At 53.2% G+C, this 22,593-nt stretch carries 1 protein-coding gene; it reads right to left on the bottom strand.

The features are described 5' to 3' along the window. Window positions 1-213: 213 nt before the first annotated feature. Window positions 214-21,954: a Calx-beta domain-containing protein gene (locus K227x_RS25130; RefSeq protein ID WP_145174475.1), complete on the bottom strand. Its 21,741-nt coding sequence runs from the start codon at window positions 21,952-21,954 to the stop codon at window positions 214-216. Window positions 21,955-22,593 lie beyond the last annotated feature (639 nt).

Genomic DNA, 22,593 nt, shown 5'->3' with positions numbered 1-22,593 from the left:
TAACTCCTGGTCTTGTCCGGCTGGTTCGTTCGCAGATGGGTTTGGCCAGTACCACAGCGCGGCCGCAGCAAGCATACAGATAACAAAGAACAGTCGACTGAAACGTTGGATGCGATTTGCGGTGAAATCTTTTTGTGAGTTGCTCATGAATTTTTGCGTGATTGAATGACTGAAAGAGAGTGAACTAGATGTGCAGCGTTAAACCCCGTTGCGTCATGAAAATTCACCTCCAGGAGGGCTGAGCCAGTCCGTCGCCGATCTGGCGATCTCGTCAATCGTCGAAGCTCGCTGGCCCTGGGACGCTGGCCTTTCATCAAACGTTCCTGTCCCCCAAATAAGTTCGACGGAATCGAGCCAGCATTCTGATTCGCCGAACACTCTTTCCTCGTCTGAACCTGACGCAGTCGCAGCAAGCAACTCACCCCTACGTTTTCGAACTGACGAGTAAACCTCACTTGCCGCAAAACCGATTGCACCGGCGATCGCCAGTCCGTATCCGACTGGGATTCTCCAGTGTGCAACCGACTCCGATTCGGTGACTTCGGAAGATTCGCGCGGTGTTGTGTACTGAGGTTCGGCTATCGCCATCGCCAGGACCTGGGTCTCTGAGTCGACCGGGACATAGACAGGGGTGCCTGCCACAAAACACTTGCTGTGCTTGCTGGCGTTAATTCCCATAGCCTGACGGGCCATGCTGGACGAGCCCAACTTCGTACGGAAGTGTCGATACTGGGCAATGCGTCCCGCACGAGAACTACGACCTGCTGCCAAGACCAGATTGCGGCCGGTGGTCGTTGTTGCAACTCCGCCAGCCATCGACATCGCCGATCCAAGAGCAAGCACTCCCCGATCAAAGCGTTCGTCGCCTGAAAGCTTGTCCCCGCTCAGGATGTCAAATCCGTAGTAAGACTCTGCCGCACCGGCAATGCCAGTCAGTGCCGAAGCGGCTAGCGCGACACCACCAATCCCGCCACCGCCTTTGTTGTAGTATGCCATTGCCGTAGAGCCCATTGCCTCTGCGGTACCCGGCAGGTTGGCGAGCATGCCAACGATACCGGCGGCCCCTTCGATGTACGTGGCTGCGATTGCGCCGATAATGGCGTCATCAGCGTGCAGAGCAGACCGGTTGTATTGTGCGTGCCCCTGATTGCGAACCGATGCAGCAAGACTCGCTCCAGCATCGACGATCCATTGTTGCTGAGCGGCGGAAAATTCACGCGTATGCTGTGCCCAAAGAGAACCAAAGGTTGGCTCTGAGTTCGGTTTTGGAGCTCGCGAGATGGACGAGAGCGTCGAAAACGCAACGTATCCGTTTTGTCCTCCAGAATCGATTAGTGAGCGACCTGTTAGCGGATCGTATGCTCCAGCTCCTGATCCACTGTAAACGTCAAAATCGGCATCTTGAACCATCCCACGCCATACGACTGCGGCGTCCATCAGTAGTTCGTTGTCTGTATCGCCTTTGACAAACCACTCGCGTCTAAGTAGCCGACCATCTTCATTGAGTGTTCGGTGCAACACATCCCAGTTTCCAGAGGGGGAAACGTAGGCAATTGTTCGACCGACGCCCTCAAGATCCGAATAGATCCAGATGGCCTTTGCCGTTCCAGATTCTGAATCGACGTAGCCGTGACGCCTGCCTCCTGCATCGATCCAGGCCCGTGCGATCTTGTTTCCTCCGGTCGGTGTGGGCGCTGTACCCTGGTACTCCTGCTGCTCGGCGAATGTCTCGAATTGAACGGAGTTGCCATCGTACAGATAGCTTGTGAACTTGCTTTCGGTAAACGCGGCCATCTCACGCGTTGATGTTCTTCCGATTAGGCGTCCAGTTCCATCGTAGTTGTAGTCAATCGTGCGACCACTGCCGTTGGCATACTCTTCAGATCTAATCTGCAATAGACGTCCTAAGGAATCCCATCGGTAGTTGGCCTTCAACGAAACGGGTTTGATCAATAGACCGTCGAAGGCAATTTTTCCATCTTGGTTATGTTTGAATTCGACTTGGATCGTGTCGGAATCATCGGTCAATATCGAACCAAGTTTTCGCCAAATCAGACCATCGTTCATTCGCAAGCCATCTGGGCTTTGCGAAAAATCGATTTCATTGCTCGTGTAGATAACGCCACCGGTCAACGAAGAATTGAAATCGTTTAGTGAAAGTTCAACGAGTGCGGATCCTGCGTCGTTGGACGGCAGCGCGTCCCATCGAACCCAAACCTCATAGTCTCCGGCGATGTGCACTTCATGCTTAATGGTCATGCCCAGGCTGGTCGTCGTGTATTGCCCGCCCTCCAGTTGCCAATTCCAGAGACTGCCATCTCGAACTTCGTCGTCGTTGTAATCAATGATCTTGATTTCGGTGGCCTTAGAAACTCGTTCGATGACACGACCTTCTTTGTCATACTTGTAAGTGTGGTACGGGTCCTCCATGAGCCGGTTGCCTGGGGCCACACTCACGTCATTCGTTCGGTTTCCATTGTCGTCAAGGACGTAGTCCTTGTCCAAAACGTAGGCGTTGACACCCGTTCGTTGGACTGAGGTTTTATCCAGACGTCCATACGCATCAAAGGTGTTCTGCCGCCCATCGTTCATTACCGCGCTAGCACCAGACGCGTTGTATCCTTTCATTGTCCGTTCTTCAACGTTACCGGAATCGGTGAAGATCATATCGTGATCTGCAAGCAACATGTCTCCTGAGTGTCTGTAAACCAAACTATTGGCGCGACCACGTTCATCGTGCTCGAAAGTGCCGGTTCCTCTACCTGCCCAACTTCCACTGACGCTTTCGTAGCGTGCGTCGGACCTCAGTGAGCCATCGGCGTTCGTTGTCCACTCAATCCAGTTATCTCGGCCGACGCTTCCGTTCAACCAGAGCGAAGAAGCATCCGACGCATAGTCAATGTGTTGTGACATGGGGCGTCCCATCGAGTCAAACCCCGCGGTTTCTCGCATAACGAGGGTGCCGGCGCTGCCTACATTGGTTCCGGTTTGAAGCCTGAATTCAGCGGTTTCTCGACCGCCTCCAACATGGTACGAATAGTTGGCATCGAAACGAGGGACGTTGAAGGCGCCGAGGCTGGCGTATTGAGTTTCGACGTCGAGACGTCCAAGCTCGTCGTAGGTTCTTTTGACGGTTGAACTCTCAGGACCCGACCCGGCCTCAACAATCTCAAGTGGATTGCCAGCCGCGTCATATATCGTAGTGACGGTGGAGTCGACAACTAATTGCGATGGGCCCGCAGCTCCAGCAGGAGATGGCGGAATGAGAGTTGTCAAGGTAGTTACGGACTCACGGTCAGTCGGTGACGTTGTTACCTCAATCATTCCGTTAGAACGATTGAAGTAGCGAGTAGTCAGCCCCGCATAGATCCAACTTCTATCACTTTCGACTAGTGACCCGCCGGCACTCTGCTGAGTCTGTGTCGTTTCTCTGATCTTTCGACTTAATTGGTCGTAGACAAAGCTGGTCGGTTGCTGGTCTGCGTAAGTGATTTGCGTGGCATTGCCTGCCGTGTCATAGATGTATGTCGTTGGGGTCGCAGTAGTGATTCCCGCCGCGATGTTACCAGTCTTGACCTCCAGTTGCTGACCAGTAATCGGGTCGAACGCCGTGTAGATCGTTCCGCTACCGATCGGATCACTCACTCGATATAGTCTTCCATGAGGATCGTACGAATACTCTTGGGCGACAAGTTCGCCACCCGAATTCCCCGAGTACAACGGCTGGAATGAGGTTAAGGTTTGTCCGTTTGTGTTTACGAGACTCTTCTGCGTGAGAGTTTCAGCAACGCCGCCTTCAAGCTTCGCATTGGGAGTAACGCTGGTCGACTGAATCGTTAGATCACTGCTGTTGTAGTCAACCGTGATCGTTGTTGTCGTTGCTGAGTAGTCCTGGGTATTGCCGTCTTGTCGCGTGATGCCTTCCGAAGCTGGCGTTTCGGTCTTGTATACTGTCCCCTCAGAATCCTGTGCATACTTAGTGGCCATCGCAACGCGGTCCGTGCCGCCACTTGGCGTTCCGGCAATTGGTGGCAACGTCATCACGTCCCATGGGCCACCGACAAAGTAGTCCGTGGCGACAAACGATTGATTGCTACCGGTCCCGGCGATGACAGCGCGTTGGCGTCCTAAGGCGTCGTAGCGGAATTCCGAAACGATGTCTTTGAAATCGCCATTGCCGGGATCTGAGACAGTTTGCCTCATGGCGCGTCCTGCCGAGTCATATTCTGTGATGGTTTGAGCATCAAACTGGGAAACGGACTTCACCGGCTGACCGGATCCGTTGACCCAGGTTTTGGTTTCAACTTGATTTCGATCAATCGTCGTCATCACAAGGAAACCCGCAGCGTCAACGCTGTAGTTGTACTCGGCTGTTGCTGTACCTGACTCACTTCCAGCCAAAGCATCCTTGACTCGACGCAGTCTTCCCGATCGGTCGTACTCCGATGTCGTCTTCAACGTGCTTTGATCCCAGGTCACGACTGGTGGGACGGCACTCAGGTCCGATGATGGCGAGAGCGTGTAGCGGTTCTCAGTGACCTCCAACACATTGCCCATCGGATCCGTCTTGAACTCTGTCTTCACCTCCTTGTCGTAGAACACACCCGTGCTTGGTGTTGAGTCGGATGTCACCTGTACTGTCAAATCGATGACATAGCCAAGCTCGTCATAGGTGTAAAGCGTCTTGGGCCCCGCGAGCTGTGCAACTGCTGGAAGGGCGTTTGAGTTCCCTAGAGTCTGTGTCGATTTGGTTTGCCCCAGTGCATCGTACTCGTACGCTGTCTTGGTTGTTACGACGCCGCCGGAGTCCTCTCCCAAATTGACCTTGCGTTTCACCAATATTGGTTGCGACGCCTTTTTGTCAGCGTATACATACTCAACGGCATCGCCAGTCAACAAGTCTTTTGTGTTCTCAAGCTGGCCTTCGTAGCTGTAGTTGCTTCGAATTACGTGATCGCCAAAAGAACTGCTGGTTCGCACATCGGTTGTCAAACTCCAAGAAGCTGAACCGCGACTCCCAGCGGACTGGTGGGCAGGATCCAAGTAAGTCTTCACTTCTGCTCCGTCGTTGAACCGAGTCCTCAGCGGACTGCCATCGGAGTAATAGAAGTAGAGCGTCGTTTGCTCGACAGAATCAAGGGAATTGGTTGTCTCGGTCGTGTAGGTTTCTCCTACTGCGACGTTCGTTTGAATCAAGAAACCTGCAGTGTCATACGTGGAAGTTGACAAAACATGGCTTCGCCCATCCACTGCACTGAAACTCTCTGACGGTATGTAGGTTGCCAGCGTGTCCTCGTCGGCGACCTTCGATTTGATGATATTGCCATCAGCGGCGTAGAAGTAGTGGCGGTCTGCCAAGACACGCTGTCCTGAAGTAGCACCAAGTACGTTGCCGATCTGCCTGACGCGTCGGAGATCGCCGATTCGGTCATAGTCGTAGTCGGTGATCGCGAACGTCGTTGCGCCCGATTTTGACGTTTCGGTATCAAGATAACCATAGGAGTCATACGCGAAGGTCGTTATGACTTCGGGCGAACTGAACTTGGAATCAGTGACCTTTATCTCCGTTGGCTTGTAGTCTGAATAGGCGGAGTACTCAGTGATCAGGCCAAGCGGATTGGTGTGCTGCTGCAGAAGACCATTGCCGTTGTAGTAAGTCCAGCTTTCAGATGCATCCGAGCCGTTCGAACGCGGCGTCGTTTGAGACGTCAGATAGCCGTACGCATCGTATTCGTAGTCAGTGACGATCTCAGCAAAGTCACTAGACTCCCCTGCGGTTTCATTGGCCTTGACGACTTGCTTGACCAATTTCCCAACCGAGTGCTCGCGTTCATCGTCCGTCTCGTAGTAGAGCAGCGTCGAAACTTCGTTGTCGATACGAATCACGTTGCCACGATAGTCATCCATGTCGTAGAGCCGTGGCTCAAGTGTGTCCTGGGATCCACCTGGATCATGTGTCTGACTACTGGATGCATAGTAAATTGGAACCTCGTAGTCGTATCGATATCGGGTCTCGTTGCCTGAAGTATCGATGTACAACGACACATCTCCAGCAGGGTTGTACTCCCACTCATCGCGACTGATTGTACGACCGTTGAACTTTGACTCTTGTGCTTCTACTCGACCGTCGAGTGACAACTCATAAAAGTCTTCCATGTTTCCACTGAGGCCGACGGCTGACTTGGCACTTTCGTCGTACTTGGAGTAGTCTGGTGTGTTTGAAATTCTCGCGACCGCTCCTTGAAGCTTCGCACTCTCCCGGTCTGACTCTCTCAGGATTTGACTAGGAAGTGCGGACGGAACGATCTCATAAACAATCTGATTGCTTGCCTGATCTGGCCCGGACAAACGGGCTTCGATACCTGTGCCGGGTTCGCCCAGTTCGATTTTTGACAAACCAAATTGGGGTAACCCGGCCCGGTCAAAGTAGTACTTGCTTATACTAGCCGAGGCGGATGACCCATCGGTCCATTCTTCCTGTATCAAGAAACCCTGCGTGTAGGTCAGCTTGCGAATTCGATCCTTCGATTCGATCCCTGAAAGATCGTCGGGAGCCTGGTTGATTTCTTTGATTTCAGAAAGCTTCATCACCGTGCTTGAAAATCCGCTTCCCGCAACGACACCGTCTTTGAATTTCGGCCCCGGTTCTGAATCGACGCTCAGCTCGATTCTTCTGTTTCCGACATCGATCCTGTCAACATATCTGCCAGCGTAGGTGAAGTCCGCTCGCTGACCGTCTGATGAAATGATGCTTTCTAGGCGACCGTAGGTGTTCTGCGAGCTATCCCAGTCACGTTCGAACGTCACGCCATGACGCTTCGTGGATACGGTAAAGTTCGATGCATCGCGAGGCAAGAACTCGATCGCCGGTGGCTCGATTCGGTCCAGCAAGTACTGATTCGAGGCCTCTGATGCACTAGGAGACGTTTTCAAACGGAATCGTTTAAAGACATACTCGACGCCATCTACGTCTCGGTAGACTAATTCATCAGGGTCGTATCCGTTCCACGCGCCTTCGGGGCTTACGTCGCCAGCAATCGCTTTCCTGCCAGTCAATGTGCCGTATTCTCCAGAGTTGGCAAAGGATGAAAGCGGCGTGATGACTGGACTACTCCAAAAGACCGTGTCATTGCCATAGTTCTCGCTGACCAACCCCGATAGATCAAAGACTTTAGGTTCTTGGCCCGGGAAAGCAAGAATGGCTCGGTTGTCAAGAGATGCATCCTTGTCAATGAAAAAGTTGGGTTCCGATTGATAGCTTTCGGTGCGATCAAGCGTCAGCGTGGGGACGCCAGCGAGACTCCATCCGTTACCAAAGATGGATTCCTTTTGCCATTTGACGGGGCTAGCTGAATGAAACTGTCCTTCTTCGACGGATTGATTGACAACCACAACACTTTGTCCATGATTGGACAGTTCGAGCGAGTCTTTCGCAGGATCAATCACCACCTCCAAATCCAGCCTCCACCGATAAATGCCGGAGACTAACGGACGGTCCGCTGCCGAAATCGCAATGTCATAGACTTCGGTATCCGCGTCGAATCGAAATTCTTTCACTTCGGAGATAACTTCTCGTCTCCTTTCCGCCGACGTGTTGATGTGATCAAACCAAGTCAACTTGGCCTTGATGACCTGCGCGGCTGGCTGGCCGCTATCTCTTATCAACCTCGCCTGAACCGTGGGCGTATTTTCGTAGTCACTGGTTGATGTTGGATCATGCCGATAAACAGTGGATGAATCGTATACCAGGCCCGGAATGGCTAAGTCCGACTGCCCACCTGACTTGTCAAGCGTCAATGGATGGAAGAGCTGGAATTGCCCTGACTGCAAGTCAACGGAGGTGCCACCGATTGCCGTGACCGCACGATTGGTCACATACGGCTTGGCCTCTAGTTCCCAACCCTCGACATCAACATCGCTTGGCAAATCAGCTGGCTCGACCTCGAAAGGATCTACGTCTGTGTTAGCCGTTGCCGGCACGCCGTGAACTTCTAACAAATTGGGCTTGGACTCCTGGGCGATACTGGAAATCAAGTCCAACGGACGCGGTTCTGCCTGAAGGTCCGTGTGTTCAAATCGCGGCTCAATTTCGATCGCCGTCTCAAAGACGAAACGCAGTCCGCCCGCTACGTTCTGACCGTCCGAGACAAGGAGATTCGCATAGACGGTAGTCGGACCGATCTCGCCCTCACGCCCAGCGGCCTCCGAGTAGCTGATCTGGTTATGGAACTGGAATACGTGGCTATCGTTCTTTCGAAAGAACAAGTGGCGGTCGTAGAGATTCAGGTCCTGGACTTCCCAAACCTTCTTGGCGAAAACATCTTCTTCAATCGTTGTATTGAATCCGTCCAGTGACAACTTTTCCAGCCGGACCTCATCGCCATCTGGGTCATAGAACAAGTCACGAACATCAACCAAATAACTGGTTTCAAAATCGGCAACAATTCTCTCAGCGATCTCAAAGTATCCCGTTCCTCCAACGGCGTCGTTTCCGAACTCGTCGCGTGCGGGAATCTGGCTATGGTGCGTTCGGTCGCCGATCAACACGGGCATTCGATTGCTGACGGCCAAGTCGAAGTCATGTGATGCGATCACCTCACGAGAATTGTCGGTCAGAATGGCCAAAACCACCGCCTTGATATCTTCGACGCCTGTAAATCGAACGATCGTTCCGTTGGCGTCTGTCTCGGCTTGCACACTCGGGTCGTCGCGGAACCCTGAATCAGGCGTATAGGTCAGCGTGAAGTTCTCGTTCACTGTGACTTGGCCAAACGTGAATTGGACGGAGTCACCGATATTGGCATATCCGCCGCCAGGCTTGGCGACCGACAAGTAAATCGATTGGTCTTCTCCACCAGCGAGATTGGCGTCGGCAGGAACGCTATACGTCGCGATGGGATTAAAGGCCAGCTCTCCGCGATGCGAGACTTCAAAGTCTCGTTCTTCAAACGGCACCGTGTTGGAAATGACTTGTCCGTGCGTCGTGGCGGCATCTCCATCTCCATCTCCGTCTCCGTCTCCGTCTCCATCTCCGTCTCCGTCTCCGTCTCCGTCTCCGTCTCCGTCTCCGTCTCCATCTCCATCTCCATCTCCATCTCCATCTCCATCTCCATCTCCATCTCCATCTCCATCTCCATCTCCATCTCCATCTCCATCTCCATCCCCGTCTCCGTCTCCGTCTCCGTCTCCATCCCCATCTCCATCTCCATCTCCATCTCCATCTCCATCTCCATCTCCATCTCCGTCTCCATCCCCGTCTCCGTCTCCATCCCCATCTCCATCTCCATCTCCATCTCCGTCTCCGTCTCCGTCTCCGTCTCCGTCTCCATCCCCGTCTCCATCCCCGTCTCCATCCCCGTCTCCGTCTCCATCTCCATCTCCATCTCCATCTCCATCCCCGTCTCCGTCTCCATCCCCATCTCCATCTCCATCTCCATCTCCATCTCCGTCTCCATCCCCGTCTCCATCCCCGTCTCCATCCCCGTCTCCATCCCCGTCTCCATCCCCGTCTCCATCCCCGTCTCCATCCCCGTCTCCATCCCCGTCTCCATCCCCGTCTCCATCCCCGTCTCCATCCCCGTCTCCATCCCCGTCTCCATCCCCGTCTCCATCCCCGTCTCCATCCCCGTCTCCATCCCCGTCTCCATCCCCGTCTCCTCCTGATCCTGAGTCTGTTCCCGATCCTGAGTCTGTTCCCGATCCTGAATCTGTTCCTGACCCTGAATCTGTTCCTGACCCTGAATCTGTTCCTGATCCTGAATCTGTTCCTGATCCTGAATCTGTTCCTGATCCTGAATCTGTTCCTGACCCTGAATCTGTTCCTGACCCTGAGTCAGAGCCGCACCCCGAGTCAGAGCCGCTGCCGCACGAGTCTCCATCTCCATCTCCATCTCCATCTCCATCTCCATCTCCATCTCCATCTCCATCTCCATCTCCATCCCCATCCCCATCCCCATCCCCATCCCCATCCCCATCCCCATCCCCATCCCCGTCCCCATCCCCGTCCCCGTCCCCGTAGAAGTCATCGTTCAAAATGATCGCGTTTACGGATTCGCTCACAATTGAAGCTTCCAGTCCACCTGCTGAAATTTGTTCAACGGCGACCGCAAAAACTTCGTCAGCCTCATCGAGGCTATCGCCACCTACGAAAACGGTATGAATAATCGATTCGTCGCTAACTCCAGTGAACTCAATCAGTTCATTTGTTGTGAAGAAGTCGATGCCTGCAGCAGCGTAATTCGCGAATTCGGGGAGCTCCGAAGCTCCAATTCGAAACGTTACACCTCGGTCGATGGTTCCCGTCAATTGCACAGTGAAATTAAATTCGGTTAGGCCTACCGAGCCTTCTAGTTTCGCAAGATTGCTGATCGAAATCGTTGCCGTGTCGTCATTCTTTAAGATCAATTCTGAATCCGCTGAACTTCCAGCGATTACATAGCCTGCACTAGGGTTGGACAATCGCAGCGCCAGCACTTCGTCACGCTCTACGATCGAGTCTCGAAGGATGGGAATCGTTATCGTTTGCAGGTTCACTCCATCGGGAAACACCACTTGTCCAGCTGGCAGCGAGCCGGACAGAATGTCAGCCCCGTCAGCTGAGTTGGCGAAACCTGTATCGGTCCAAATATCCACGGATGCTATTCCGGTGCTATCTGATCGTCGGACCTCAAAGACTGCATTGGTGCTGCCAGAGTCGTTTCCTTCGTTCAGCTCCCCTGTTGCAACTTTGGTGATCCAAAACTGTTGTTCAACCTGCGTGTCGTCGTTCGTGATTGTGCCAACGCCAGGCGTAACATTGATGAACGGTGCAGAGGCAGTATCAATGATCGCGCTGACCAAAAAAGTTTCATTTTGTTCGACATCTTCGTCGCCTAGGACAGGTACCGAAAACAAGTGCGACTCGCCAGCGATGCCTTGAAAGCTAAGCGAGGTGGCTGGGGACTGATAGTCGATGCCGTCTATCGCGCTCTGGTCCAAGAGCTGTATATCAGCAGTAAACGCAGTTGCCGCGTCATGGCTTAGTGTTGCTGTAAACTGCAGCAGCTGTTGCCCAGAGTCCGATTCGACAATTTGCTCGTTGGAAATAACGAGTGTCGGTCGGTCGTCGTCCAAGATGGTCAGGACCCCGCTGACGACTGTTACCGCAGGCGAGTTGTCCGGCAGGATCAGTCCAGCTAGATCGTTAGTGCCTACCGACAAATCGAGCGAGACCGTTTCGTGAAACTCGGCCGTGTTATCACCAAGGATGTGAGCCGTGAACGAGAATTGGGTTTGCAGCGGAGCTGCATTGATACTGGAAGATGAGGAGTTGTAGTCAGTCAGCGCTGTTGCCGGATGTTGCCCCTGGCTGGTGCTGGTCGATGCATTGATGGAGAGAAGGCGGTCAATCGGGTTGGAAATGGTAACCGCGATCGCATGCTGAGAGTTTTCGGCTATTCCTCCCGAATCAAGGCCGCCTTCGTTCACAAACGGAGAGTCGATCGTGATGACCGCACTGTCGTCGTTGATGATCACGCCTTGACCGTCAATGACGTGCAGCGACGTAAAAATGCCTCCGCTGGGCACGCGTGCTGACACTGCAAAGGATTCTTGAGTCTCTACGATCTCGTCGCCGAGAATGGGAACCGAGAAACTAACGGTTTCTCCTAGAACGCCTGAAAACGAAAGCGTTTTTGTAGTCGCAACGTAGTCGCTGCCCGCTACAGCTGTTCCGTCACTTGTGAAGACTTCGATGTCGAATCCCTCAGGCACGTCTGAATCGAGCGTTGCTGAAAATATGATTTCGGACTGATTCAAGTTTGTCTCAATGACAGCTCCGTTGGAAATGGAGACAGCCGGTGAATCATCGTCTTCGATCGTGATCTCTCCACCGGTGGAAGTGATTCGTCCAATGAATTGTGGGTCCAACAGCAGGGTAGGTTGGGCAACAGCCTTTTCGTCCGCCTCAACGCGCGAGTCACCATTGATAGTGAAGCTGAACGTAATCGGTGCGTTAGACCCGGCAGGAAAAGTAACTAGAGCGCTCTGTAAATCGAAATCGAAATCATTGTGTTTTGCAGTCAGGTCAGCCAGTTTGATCGACGTTGTGAAATCCTCGGTCGAGGCGTTTTGCAGCGCGACTTGGAGGTCGACTTGTGTCGCCCCCGCATCGCCTTCCAACACGGTTGCATCGGAGAAAACGAAATGGGCTTCCTCGTTATCCTCAATCCATAGTTGACCGGGTTCGCTTGCCACTGTCACCGCAGGCGAGCCATCTTCAAGGACCAGTGCCTCGAATTGGTTTGCTTGTAACTGCGTGATTAAGAATTCAACGGTCTCGTGTGTTTCGAGGGCGTAGTCGCCGATAACATTCACGGAAAAATTTGCTTCGGTAGCTCCCGCCGAAATTTCAACCGAATCCTGGAACGCTTGGTAGTCGGCGCCTGCGGTTGCGGTACCGTCCTCGCTTTGCAGGACGACAATGAGGTTGCGGTCAATTTCGCTGGAACTGTCGACCGACAGGATTGCTGTCGTTACGCCCGAGTCTCCTTCAATTATTGAATTGTCCGTCACCGTGACGATCGCGCTGTCATCGTTGATGATCGTGCCGGTTGCCGGTCCGTCGGGAAGTTCAATCTGTGCTGCAATCTGAGCATCAAGGGAGTGAATGGCCAAGCCATGCAGGAAGAATGTCTCGAACTCCTCGACCACCAAATCCTCAAGAATGGGGACTCGGATTTCAACAATTTCTCCGTGGTTGCCGCTGAAAGAAATTTCACCGACGTTGCTGGGGGCATTGTTTCTCCAAAACTCTGGTAATCCGAAGTCTTCCCCTAGCCCGAAGTCTTGGTTGATTTTGGCTGTACCGCTTTCGACGTAGTACATGAGACTGAACGGTGTGTCGACCTGGCCCGAAAGTTCAGCCTGGAACACAAGGAATTTCTCGTCGTATGCATTGTTTCCCTCAACAACACTGGCGTCACCGATCTCAATCCAAGCGTGGTCGTCATTTTCGATCGCCCCAAAGGCACTCCCGCGCAGAATCGGTAAGGGCGGATTCGTTGACGAGATGTCAACCTGAATCACATCGCGTGGTTCGTAGATCACATCCCGAGACGTTTCGAAAGCTAGCGTCTTGGATGTCTCGCCATTTGCGAAAGTGAGTTGGCCAGTTGGTATCGTTCCATCTGCGAAGTCATTTGCCAGGGTTGCACCTGTGCCGCTAATCAGCAGTTGGAAGTCAATGTCTAGCTCCCCGGAGATGTCGGATCGATAGATCTTAAATTCCGTTGAGCGAGAGGCCTGGTTTGGGTTGCCTTCGATGATCGAGCGTTCCGTTTCAAAGATCCAGACTCCTGGATTGTATTCTACTGCGCCGACGTCCATGACTGCGTCTTCATCCGCATCGCCATCGATCACTCGCGGCAGCAGGCGTTGATCCGATAGGGCAGTGAGTGGTTTTGTATCGTGATCCACTCCGATCCACATCGTGCTGACGTCGCTTAGCTGAACGACGTGTGGACTAGACGGATCGATATCCCAGTCGAATTCTCCAGTTCGACCACGGAATGTCCATAGCGGGAACGACCGTAGGTCTGTCGTGCCGAGAGCAGTATTTCCTTTCGAAACGGGGTAGCTAATCAGCCCGAGCGGATCCCGGTAGTCCTCCAGGCCAACAAACGTTTCGTCGTCTCCTGCGTCGATCGCGGGGCTATCCACGCTGAGTGGATGGATTGGCACGCCCAAGAACGTGTCAGTCAGTGGCATCAAGCCTGGGTCAAGCGGCGCCGCAGATGTGCCGTATTGATCGTCCGGTCGCCAGAAAAGGTCGATGACCACCGGGGTTGCGGCGGTGTACGCCAAAAAGGGCGATGTGTTGTCAAATTCGCGAAAATACGTACGGTCAGCGCGGAACTCATTCGGCCCCACTATTTCCACGACCCATACGTCTTCCGAGCCGATTGTGGCATGGAATGGAACCGGGGGGAATTCGATATCATCGGTGACCTTGAACGTGTCATCGTAGAATGCCCCATCGACCGACCAGGTCAATTCGGCGAGCGAGCTTATAAGCAGCTCATTCTCTCCGATCAGGTTATTGCCCTCGCTATGGACAAATCCCGAATAGTCGTTATTGCTAGCGCTCGCTAGGTTTTCCGCGAGGATCGTATTGGAAATCAAGGCATCCGAACTGCTCCAGAGGCCTCCCGCAACGGCTGCTGTATTGTTCGTAATTGTGCTGTTGCGTATTTCCAGCAGATTTTGAACACCAGCCCAAATTCCTCCACCATCTGTCCCGGCCGAGTTTCCGGAAAGAGTGCTGCCGGCGATCTGGGTTTGGCCGCCGTTCAGGTAAACAGCTGCCCCCTCGAACTGAGCCGTTCCGTTGGCAATTGTGCTGGACGTAATCTGAGTAGTCGAGTCAATTGCAGCAATTGCACCGCCGTGGTTGGCAAAGCCGTTGTCCAAGTAGACGTTTCGTAGATCAATTTCTGCATCGGTGGCTCGGATCAGCCCACCTACATCATCGACGCCGCTGCGTAGAGTAATGTTGATGAGTTGCAGTTTGACGCCTGGGTGGACATCAAAAATTCTGCTTCCCAGGGCGGAGGCGTCGATAATCGACTTGTCGGCACCCTCACCGATGATGATCAGATCTTCCGTGATATCCAGATCGCCCGACGCGGCGGAGGCATTGTCGGCGGCCCACAGCGAAAGGTTGAAAACGCCTTCGCCCAAGTGGATTGTCGCTCGCCCAAAGGTGTCGTTCGCTTCCTGCACAGCGGCACGGAGCGTCGCTGAACTAGTCGCATTCCAGCCCCTGCCATCGTGAAGTTGTGAATCGGCAGCATCAGTGGTGCTCGTGACAAAGAAATTTCTTGCCTCAACCGCACCGATGTCCAAATCCAGATCGCCATCTCCATCACTGTCATGAACGCGTTTGGCGCCGCGTTGATCGGCAACGATCATCACAAATGCATCTGATTGGTGATTCTCGATTGCAGTCGCATTCAGGCCACGCGTGACAGAGAGCGTGGTTGTCCCATCGTTGTGGTCCACGACTTGGTAGACCTCCAGCATTTCACGCCCAACACGGAGGTCAAACTTAGCGGCTGCGGGCAGGCCATGAACTGTTGCGACGACGATTTCTGTTGCCTGTGCATCAATGTTGCCGACAAGCTTGGTACTTTGTCCCACCGCACCCCAGACAATTCCAGCACCTGGCTGATGGTCGAGCGGAGTACCTCGCTTTGCGGCTCGCTCAATTTCAATCGTATGGTTTCGTAGGTCGATATCCGTGATCCAGACTCGTTCGCCACCTAGCCAAGCGGGAGATAGTGAGCCAATCGTGAATGCATCATCGTAGTATCCGTGGCTGATCTTCTGAGAGAGCGTCAGATCGTTCGTGGGGTCGTATGCTCCGAAAAGATCTTTTCTTTGAGACAGGAACTCGCGCCACAACTCGCCTACATCGTCAACTTGAATTCGGTAGCGACCGTACTGAGCCTGCAGCGGGCTTTGGATTTGCGCGTAAGCTCCGAAGTAGCCGGACAGGCTCCCCGAATCGATAAGAGGGCTGCTTGGATCTGGCTCGCGTGTAGGCGTCCAGCCGCCAAGGTCTTCGGTCCTTCCGATTTGTGCCGGTGCAAGGCTTTGGAAAGACAAGGCTTCGGAATCATCCGGTACATCATAGAAAGCACTCTCGATGTAGTTTCCCTGATCGAGGTGCGTCTGCAAGTCAGTCGCTGGGAGTTGCCCAATATTCGTTTGACCGAAAAGGCTCACGCTGCCATCGTATAGGCTGCTTGCGCTCCAAACCGTATTTTCAGCGTGCAGACCACCTGGCTGGTTGTATGTGGGAATCCATGCAGTGTTACCTACGCACTCCTCGGGATTCGGATTTTCAGGATTGGCATACTCGCAAAAGCCGCCAACTGAAATTGGAATCTTGTCAGAAACGAACCTCTCGCTGCCAACATAGTCCGGCCATTGTTCCGATACGATTGCGTTTAAGTCGTAGTGAAGATAATCTGCCGAGCTGAAAGAATCTCGAAGTGCATTCGGCGCGAACTCGGACCAAAGACTGGCTGGCGTTTTGTCGCCAGAATTATCGACGAAGGAGGTGTTCTCAATTACAGATGGGCCGTCCAAACGGCTTGAGACATTTAGCACAGCACCTGGCTGGCTGTAGATGTCTATTACCGGAAGAGGGTTTCCGCTGCGATTGTCCGTGAAGGTCGATGTGGTGAGATTGAGCTCGCCGGGAGCCCCGGTAATGCTATAAGTAAGCTGCGAGTCGCCTGTGTAAGGGTTCAGTACCGTACGCACTTCTGGATCATTGGCAGTCGGCGCGCGAAGCGAGTACATGTCCAAGTCGCGATAGTCGCGCACGTCGCGATCGACCGTGATCGTTCCGTTTTGGATATCGACATCCGTTACGACCATGTATTCGGGGTTTTCGTAGTGAAACGGGTTCTTCGTGTCCGGAAACGCTATGGACTCCAGAATGTCGTCTTGTGGGGTGAGTCCTCGTTCAGCGCCATCAAAATACTTAGCCCACGCTCCGCCGCCCGGTACTGCGTTCCCCGTTTCATCGAGTCCAAAAGTATCGATGTAGTTCGAAAAGACAATGACATCGTGCGGACCAAACGATAGTTCAGAGCCAGCGAAGGAATTTACCGATTGATCGACACTCAGGAACAAGCCTCCAAGCGAGACAACCTGTGAATTCCCGTCGCTCAGAACGACTTCCCGGCTTTGCGTTCCAAGTTCGATGCCGACAATGCTCACACCGTCTAAGCCAAGGCTCGTGCCATCCAGAAGCAGTTGATGCTGCGTCCCATTGAAGACGTATGCATTGCTTGAAACTGCGGCGTCAAGCGGGTCCTGGTGTGTGTAGATCAGTGATCCTGCTTGTAACGAGCTCCCTGGCTGTGTCGCTCCGGTTTGCCAGCCATTGTCGTTGACATAAGTCGATTGCGAGACGAGAGAGAAATCGTTTAAGTCCCCGCCCACGAGATTGTCGACTAACAGCGTAAATTGGCCGCTTGAATAGTCCCCCCGCCTGTCGGAACGGAAAAGGATGACATCGTTTTCCGTAAACGTGTTGCCTTGAAAGACGATCGTCTCCTCAAGTGAGAACAAGACGTCGCCTTCGTAGAGGTAGCTGCCTTCAAAGAGGGTGTCGTCGCTGACGTAGGTGATCCCATCGATGTTGGCTGAAGCTGGTAGCAACTCAGCTAGATCGAATTCCGAAGAAACCCATCCTCCATCGCCTGTCGTCTCAAGCTCGACAGGGAAACTGAACTTCAAGATTTCGCTGCTGGACGCTGCGGTTAGTTCCTCTCTGCCTATCTGGCTCGACGAATCCTGAGTTGTGAACCAAAACGCTTCATCCTTTTCGTCAGCTGAGTCTGGCCAGACCGCGATAGTCAGCGGCAAATCAAATCGAGTGTATGGTTCCGTACTGCTCACTCCGATTTTGTTCGTGAGGTCCAGATCCAAATGGATCTGTTCGCCGGCGCTGTGGCTTACCCCCGCAATCCTCCGAACTTCGAGCGTGCTAGTTGATTCATCAGTTGCAAGCACCATCATCTGTTCTCCATCGATGAACAGTTGTGCTGGCAGGTCTTCTGCTGCAATTGTTAGCGGAACATCAATGGTGAAGGTTGTTTGGGTAGGAGAGATGTCAGCAGCCAGGCGTACTTCAAACAGTTCCCATTGCGAAAGCGGACGGTGCTGCGACGCATTGTAAATTGCCGCGCCCGCGTACGCCTCAATTGAATCGGTGCCTGAATAATTGCTGGCGAAGGTTGTGTTTGCGACATTGAGTGTGCCGAAATCATTTCCGACAGTCCCGCTGAAGAAGCCTGCATTCGCTCCCGCGATCGTGCTGTCGATCAAGTTGAATTCGGCATCTAAATCATGGTTCCAGATCGTTCCGGCTTCGATCCAAGATGTGCCTCCACGCACTTCGGATCGAATGAAGTCCACTTTGCCATTGTTGTTAAGTACCGCACCGCCACCGAGTACACCACCATTGCCGATGTTAATCGTGTTGTTGTCAAAAAGAGTGTCGGCGATGTAAGAATAGCTATGGTTTGCATTGTAAATTCCTCCCGCCGATGACTGGATGTCTTTCAGCGTTGATCGTTCTACTCGCAACTCTCCGGCGTTGTAGATTGACCCGCCATAGTAGGCGAGCATATTGCCATCAAACAGGGAGTCCATGACCGTTAGCTCATGGTCGCTGTAGATGTGCCCCCCCATAAAAACGGACATTGCTTCGTAAGAATCAACGCCATTTTGGTTGTTAAGCCGTAGGGTCGATTCTTCGTGAATCAATCCGACTGCATCGGATAGGTAGACCGAATTGCCTCTGGGGCTTGGGATTGGGGCGGGGACAATTCTTTCATATGGATACAGAAACGGCCGATCTTCATAAAAGTACATTCGGTTGTTGAGAATTTCGCTCTGACCACGCATTTCGAAGGTCCCGCCTTCGATATAGAAACCGCCACCTGAACTGAGCGTGTAATTCGATTCGACGAGGGACTGTCCAGTTAAGACAGTTGCTGAGTCGATGGCCGAGACCCCCGCACCCATGATTGCTCGATTCGCGAAGATGTGACTCTGGGTATCGATTGTCGTGCTGCCATCGAGCGTAAAGATTGCGCCGCCCGAATAGTCTGCTTCGTTTTCGCGAAACTGCGTATTGTGCAGTTCCAGTGTTGCATTTTCGTTGAAAATGCCGGCGCCATATCCGGAGTAAGGTGCGTTTTGTGTATCTGGCAGAGTGACCGCGCGTCCTTGGCTAAACACGATTCCGTCCAATACCAAATGCTGCCCGGGCAGAACATGCAGCAACCGGTCACGAAACTCCTTGTCCCAGATTGAGTAGTCAACCTCTTCCACGTATCGCAACCCCTGCACTTCGGGGCGGGATTCTGCCTCGTTGAGGATTAGAAGATTTCCAAAGACATCTACGTCTCCGGTCGCTGCACCGTCTTCTTCATCGCCATCAATGGAGAGATAGGTTTTGTCCAACGAAAATTGTATGATCGCCTGGAACTCCGCTCCGTCGATCGAGGTTTCGTTGAGATAGCCGCCAAGTGCATTGAGTTCCTGTACGGCACCGCGGAACGACACTTGGTCGCCGGGTGTATTGGGGTCTGCATCGACCGCTCCGTCGCCCCGCGAAGTTGTGTCGACAGCATCGAAGTCGACGTTGACAAAGAACGTCCCCATTTCGAAGGCCCCGATATCCTGCACCGCCGTCGTGTCGCTCAATGCCCAGGGCTCTGGGCCATCAATTACCCGGCGCGCACCTCGTTGATCGAAAGAAAGTGAGGACGTAAAGGATCCAGCGTCAATCGCTGAGCTTCCAGCTAGCAATGCATGGCTTCGGGTTGGTCCTCCGTTATCCTGTAGGGGCCCAATGGTCGGGTCAATAGCGACGCCGTATCCAATTTGGTCACCCAGCGTCGACTGGAATCCGCTGGCGCCAGTGGAGATTCCAAGGAGGTTGTGCCCGCTTGATACGAATACGCCATTGCCATCAGAATAACCGCGGTTCTCTGCCAGAATCGTATTGGCGATTGCTGCGTAGCCTTCGTTAACCACGCCGCTGCCACGAGCAAGTGATTGGTTCTTCACGATGGTTGTACTGGCAATATTCAAGTCGCCAAGATTGAAGATGCCACCGCCCCGCCGAGATGAGTTTCCAGAAATCGTTGTGTTGATTAAGGAAACGGTCGCAGTGGAAGTTGAGGAGTAGATACCGCCGCCATTACCATTGGCAATGTTATTATCGACCGTGCTCGCGTTAAGGAGCAGGTCTCCGCGGTTCTCGATTCCACCGCCACCCAACAGACTCGAATTGTTTGTTACAGTGGTTCTCTCCAAGGTGAGATTCGCTCCTGGCGAATTGTAGATGCCACCCGCTGCAGCGTTGGAGTGGTTTTCGTCAACGATGACATCTTCCAGGCGAAGCGTGCCCTGATTGCTAATTCCAGCACCTGGGGCTAGCTCGGTCCAACCTGCAGTTATCTGAAGGTTTTTCAGGCTCGCGTCGATCCCACTTTCGATTCGGATCAGCGAGAATGGAACATTTGCATCATCCCCATGAGGGCGGATCGCAACTCGATCGCTCGCTCCGACGATATCCACGTTTGTGTCGATCACAAGTGTTTCCCGTAAAAGGGACATGTCGTCGATGGTTGACGTTTCGATATCGATTGCGATCGTGTTACGTTCCGGACCCAGTGCCTTTGCTAGTGCGATTGCTTGCTCCAGAGATCGCCCTAAGTCTGACTCAACGGGCATTCCTACAGGGATGACATCGTCGGTTGCAAAGTCACTGTAATGCAGCAACATCGTGCTCGACGGTCCAAAGCTTACAGCGTCGCTGACAGAGAAGTGGAAAGACGCGTCAAGAGGGAAATTTGTGTAGGGGCTTGGCGCAAAATGTGGCCGTCGCAGCTCGAACTGCCCTGCCTGAACATCAGCGAATGAGACGATATCGCCCGATTGCAGAAGAGCACCGTCTAAGTAGAGAACGCCCTCATTCGCATTCGGCAGGCTATCGATTCGAATGGAGCTGAGATTTCCGCTGTCTGAATAGAATTTGAAATCCGTGTCACGAAACACATATGTAGGCAGGTCGCTGGCGAGCACAACCTCCGTATCTTCCGTCATCGGCACGCCAGCAGGCGGGGTGATGGAAAAGTCAATCCATTCGACCCGACTTTCCGAATTTCCATCGTCGGTGCGAAATGCGATTCGCGAAGAGGAACCGTCCAAATCCCCCGGCATTGGCTTGAATCGCAACTCACCATTGTCGATCGATTGCTTGGAGATGAATGCTCCTTTCGCAATGCTATTAGTCGGCTGCTGTTGCAAGAAAAGCAGTCCTCGCGCAGGCAAGGCCTCAATTCGGATCCCAGCCAACGCGTCACTTTCAACATCGGAGTAACCGAAATCTGTGGACTGAAACACGTAGGGGACAATCGCTGCTGAAGTCGCCGCATAGGGAACCGAAAAAATGCTGCCACTGGACGCCGGCGCATCGTTGACCGCAGTCACGTCTATGGTCGTCGTGGCCTGGCCACTAAAGTTAGTTCCGTCAGAAACTCGAAACGCAAACGAAGAATGGTTCGTGCCTGACGCATTGAGTGCAGGTTGAAAACGCAGCATCCCTGCATCAAGTTCATCGCGAGTGATGATCTGCCCTGGCACGGCTTGACCGGTGCCAACAAGTAATGTGCCCTGTGGTGCGACGGATACGATTTGTAATGCCTGCAGGTCATCTTCCGTATCCGGATCTGAAAAAGGGAAATCGGAAGCAGTGAAGACAAATTCGGCATCCTCCTCAATGGAGACTGTCGCATCTGAGCTGCTGGGAGTGCTGCTGCTAGGGTCGACTCGACGAAGCATGATTGCGTCGGCGCTGGAGAGTCCGTTGCTGGACGAATGCCCTACGCCGATGACGATCGGAGACGAACTGACCGAAAATTGACCAATCGTCTCCCAGTGAACTCCATCCTGGTAAAAATCGTCGGGTGATACAGACTGGTCAACAACAAGGGGACCAGCCAGTGCGATACCCTGCCCGTCGAATACAGAAAATGGCGTATCCGTCGCCGAACTGCTGTGGCTATGCCACGTGGCAGAAAGTTCGTACTCACCTGCCTCAAGTAGATCGGAGATCCATTCCGCAGAGATAGTTCCGCTCAACCCGTCGGACTCGAACAACGTGTCTTCATATCCTTGTCCGTCGACTGCAACAAAACTGCCGGGCGAGAATGAGTCGTGACTGTCATCGAGCGTGATCGAGTCAGATATGACAGCGAGGAGCCGACGCGACTCAAGCGTCTCGCAAATCATTCGGCGAAGTCGCTCTTTGCGCATGGCTCGGGTTGACGCCCGGCGATATTTTCTTGATTGGGATGTTGTTGAAAAGTTGGGAAAACGCATTGTTACTCTTAACCTCGTCCTTGCCGACAAAATGAGTTTCTGTGCGAGTGGTTCTCACCACGTCCTGGCCATGATCGAAAGCCTGTGTTCGCGTATCGGTTGCGCGAAATGCGGTGATCTGAAGGTTGAAACGCGCTGCATGTTGGCGTCTCTTGGTGCGAACGGAGCACGCAGAATGGAGCTGGTGTAGAGCAGATTTGAGAAAATCTGCCGAAAGAAAAGCCTCGGCTAACCGTTTGAATTCGTTGCCACGTCATTCAAGCCCCCCCCCAGTTGCAAGTGCCCGCAGTGAGTGAAACTACCACCTACGAAAGGTCCAGTGTTGCTGACCCGCTCACTGCATTTGGAAATTTGCAAAAAAATCAATGACGGAGTGCGGTGTTCGTTTGCAGAAAGCTGAACAGCCTTGCGATAGAAAATTTCGGTGCGAAAGTATTTCGATTCAAAGTGCTTACGCAGTCCCAGGGGCTCCGATATCGGCTCTTGCTTCTTTGTATTCGCATTCCTGGTCGAACTAAGTCACGATCCGACGCATTAAAGGTTCAGCAAGCCTTCCACGCGCTTGCGGTATGCACCGATTTGTTCCGGACATGCTCGTTGGTCGTGGCGATACGGGATGGGATCAGCTTGGCGACCGCC

This window comes from Rubripirellula lacrimiformis (assembly GCF_007741535.1).
GTDB lineage: Bacteria > Planctomycetota > Planctomycetia > Pirellulales > Pirellulaceae > Rubripirellula > Rubripirellula lacrimiformis.
Note: the sequence above shows the minus strand (reverse complement) of the source record. Positions and strands in the feature narration are given on the sequence as shown.

Coding starts and splice junctions, on each gene's coding strand:
- K227x_RS25130 (WP_145174475.1), bottom strand. CDS start 21,954: ATGCGTTTTCCCAACTTTTCAACAACATCCCAATCAAGAAAATATCGC.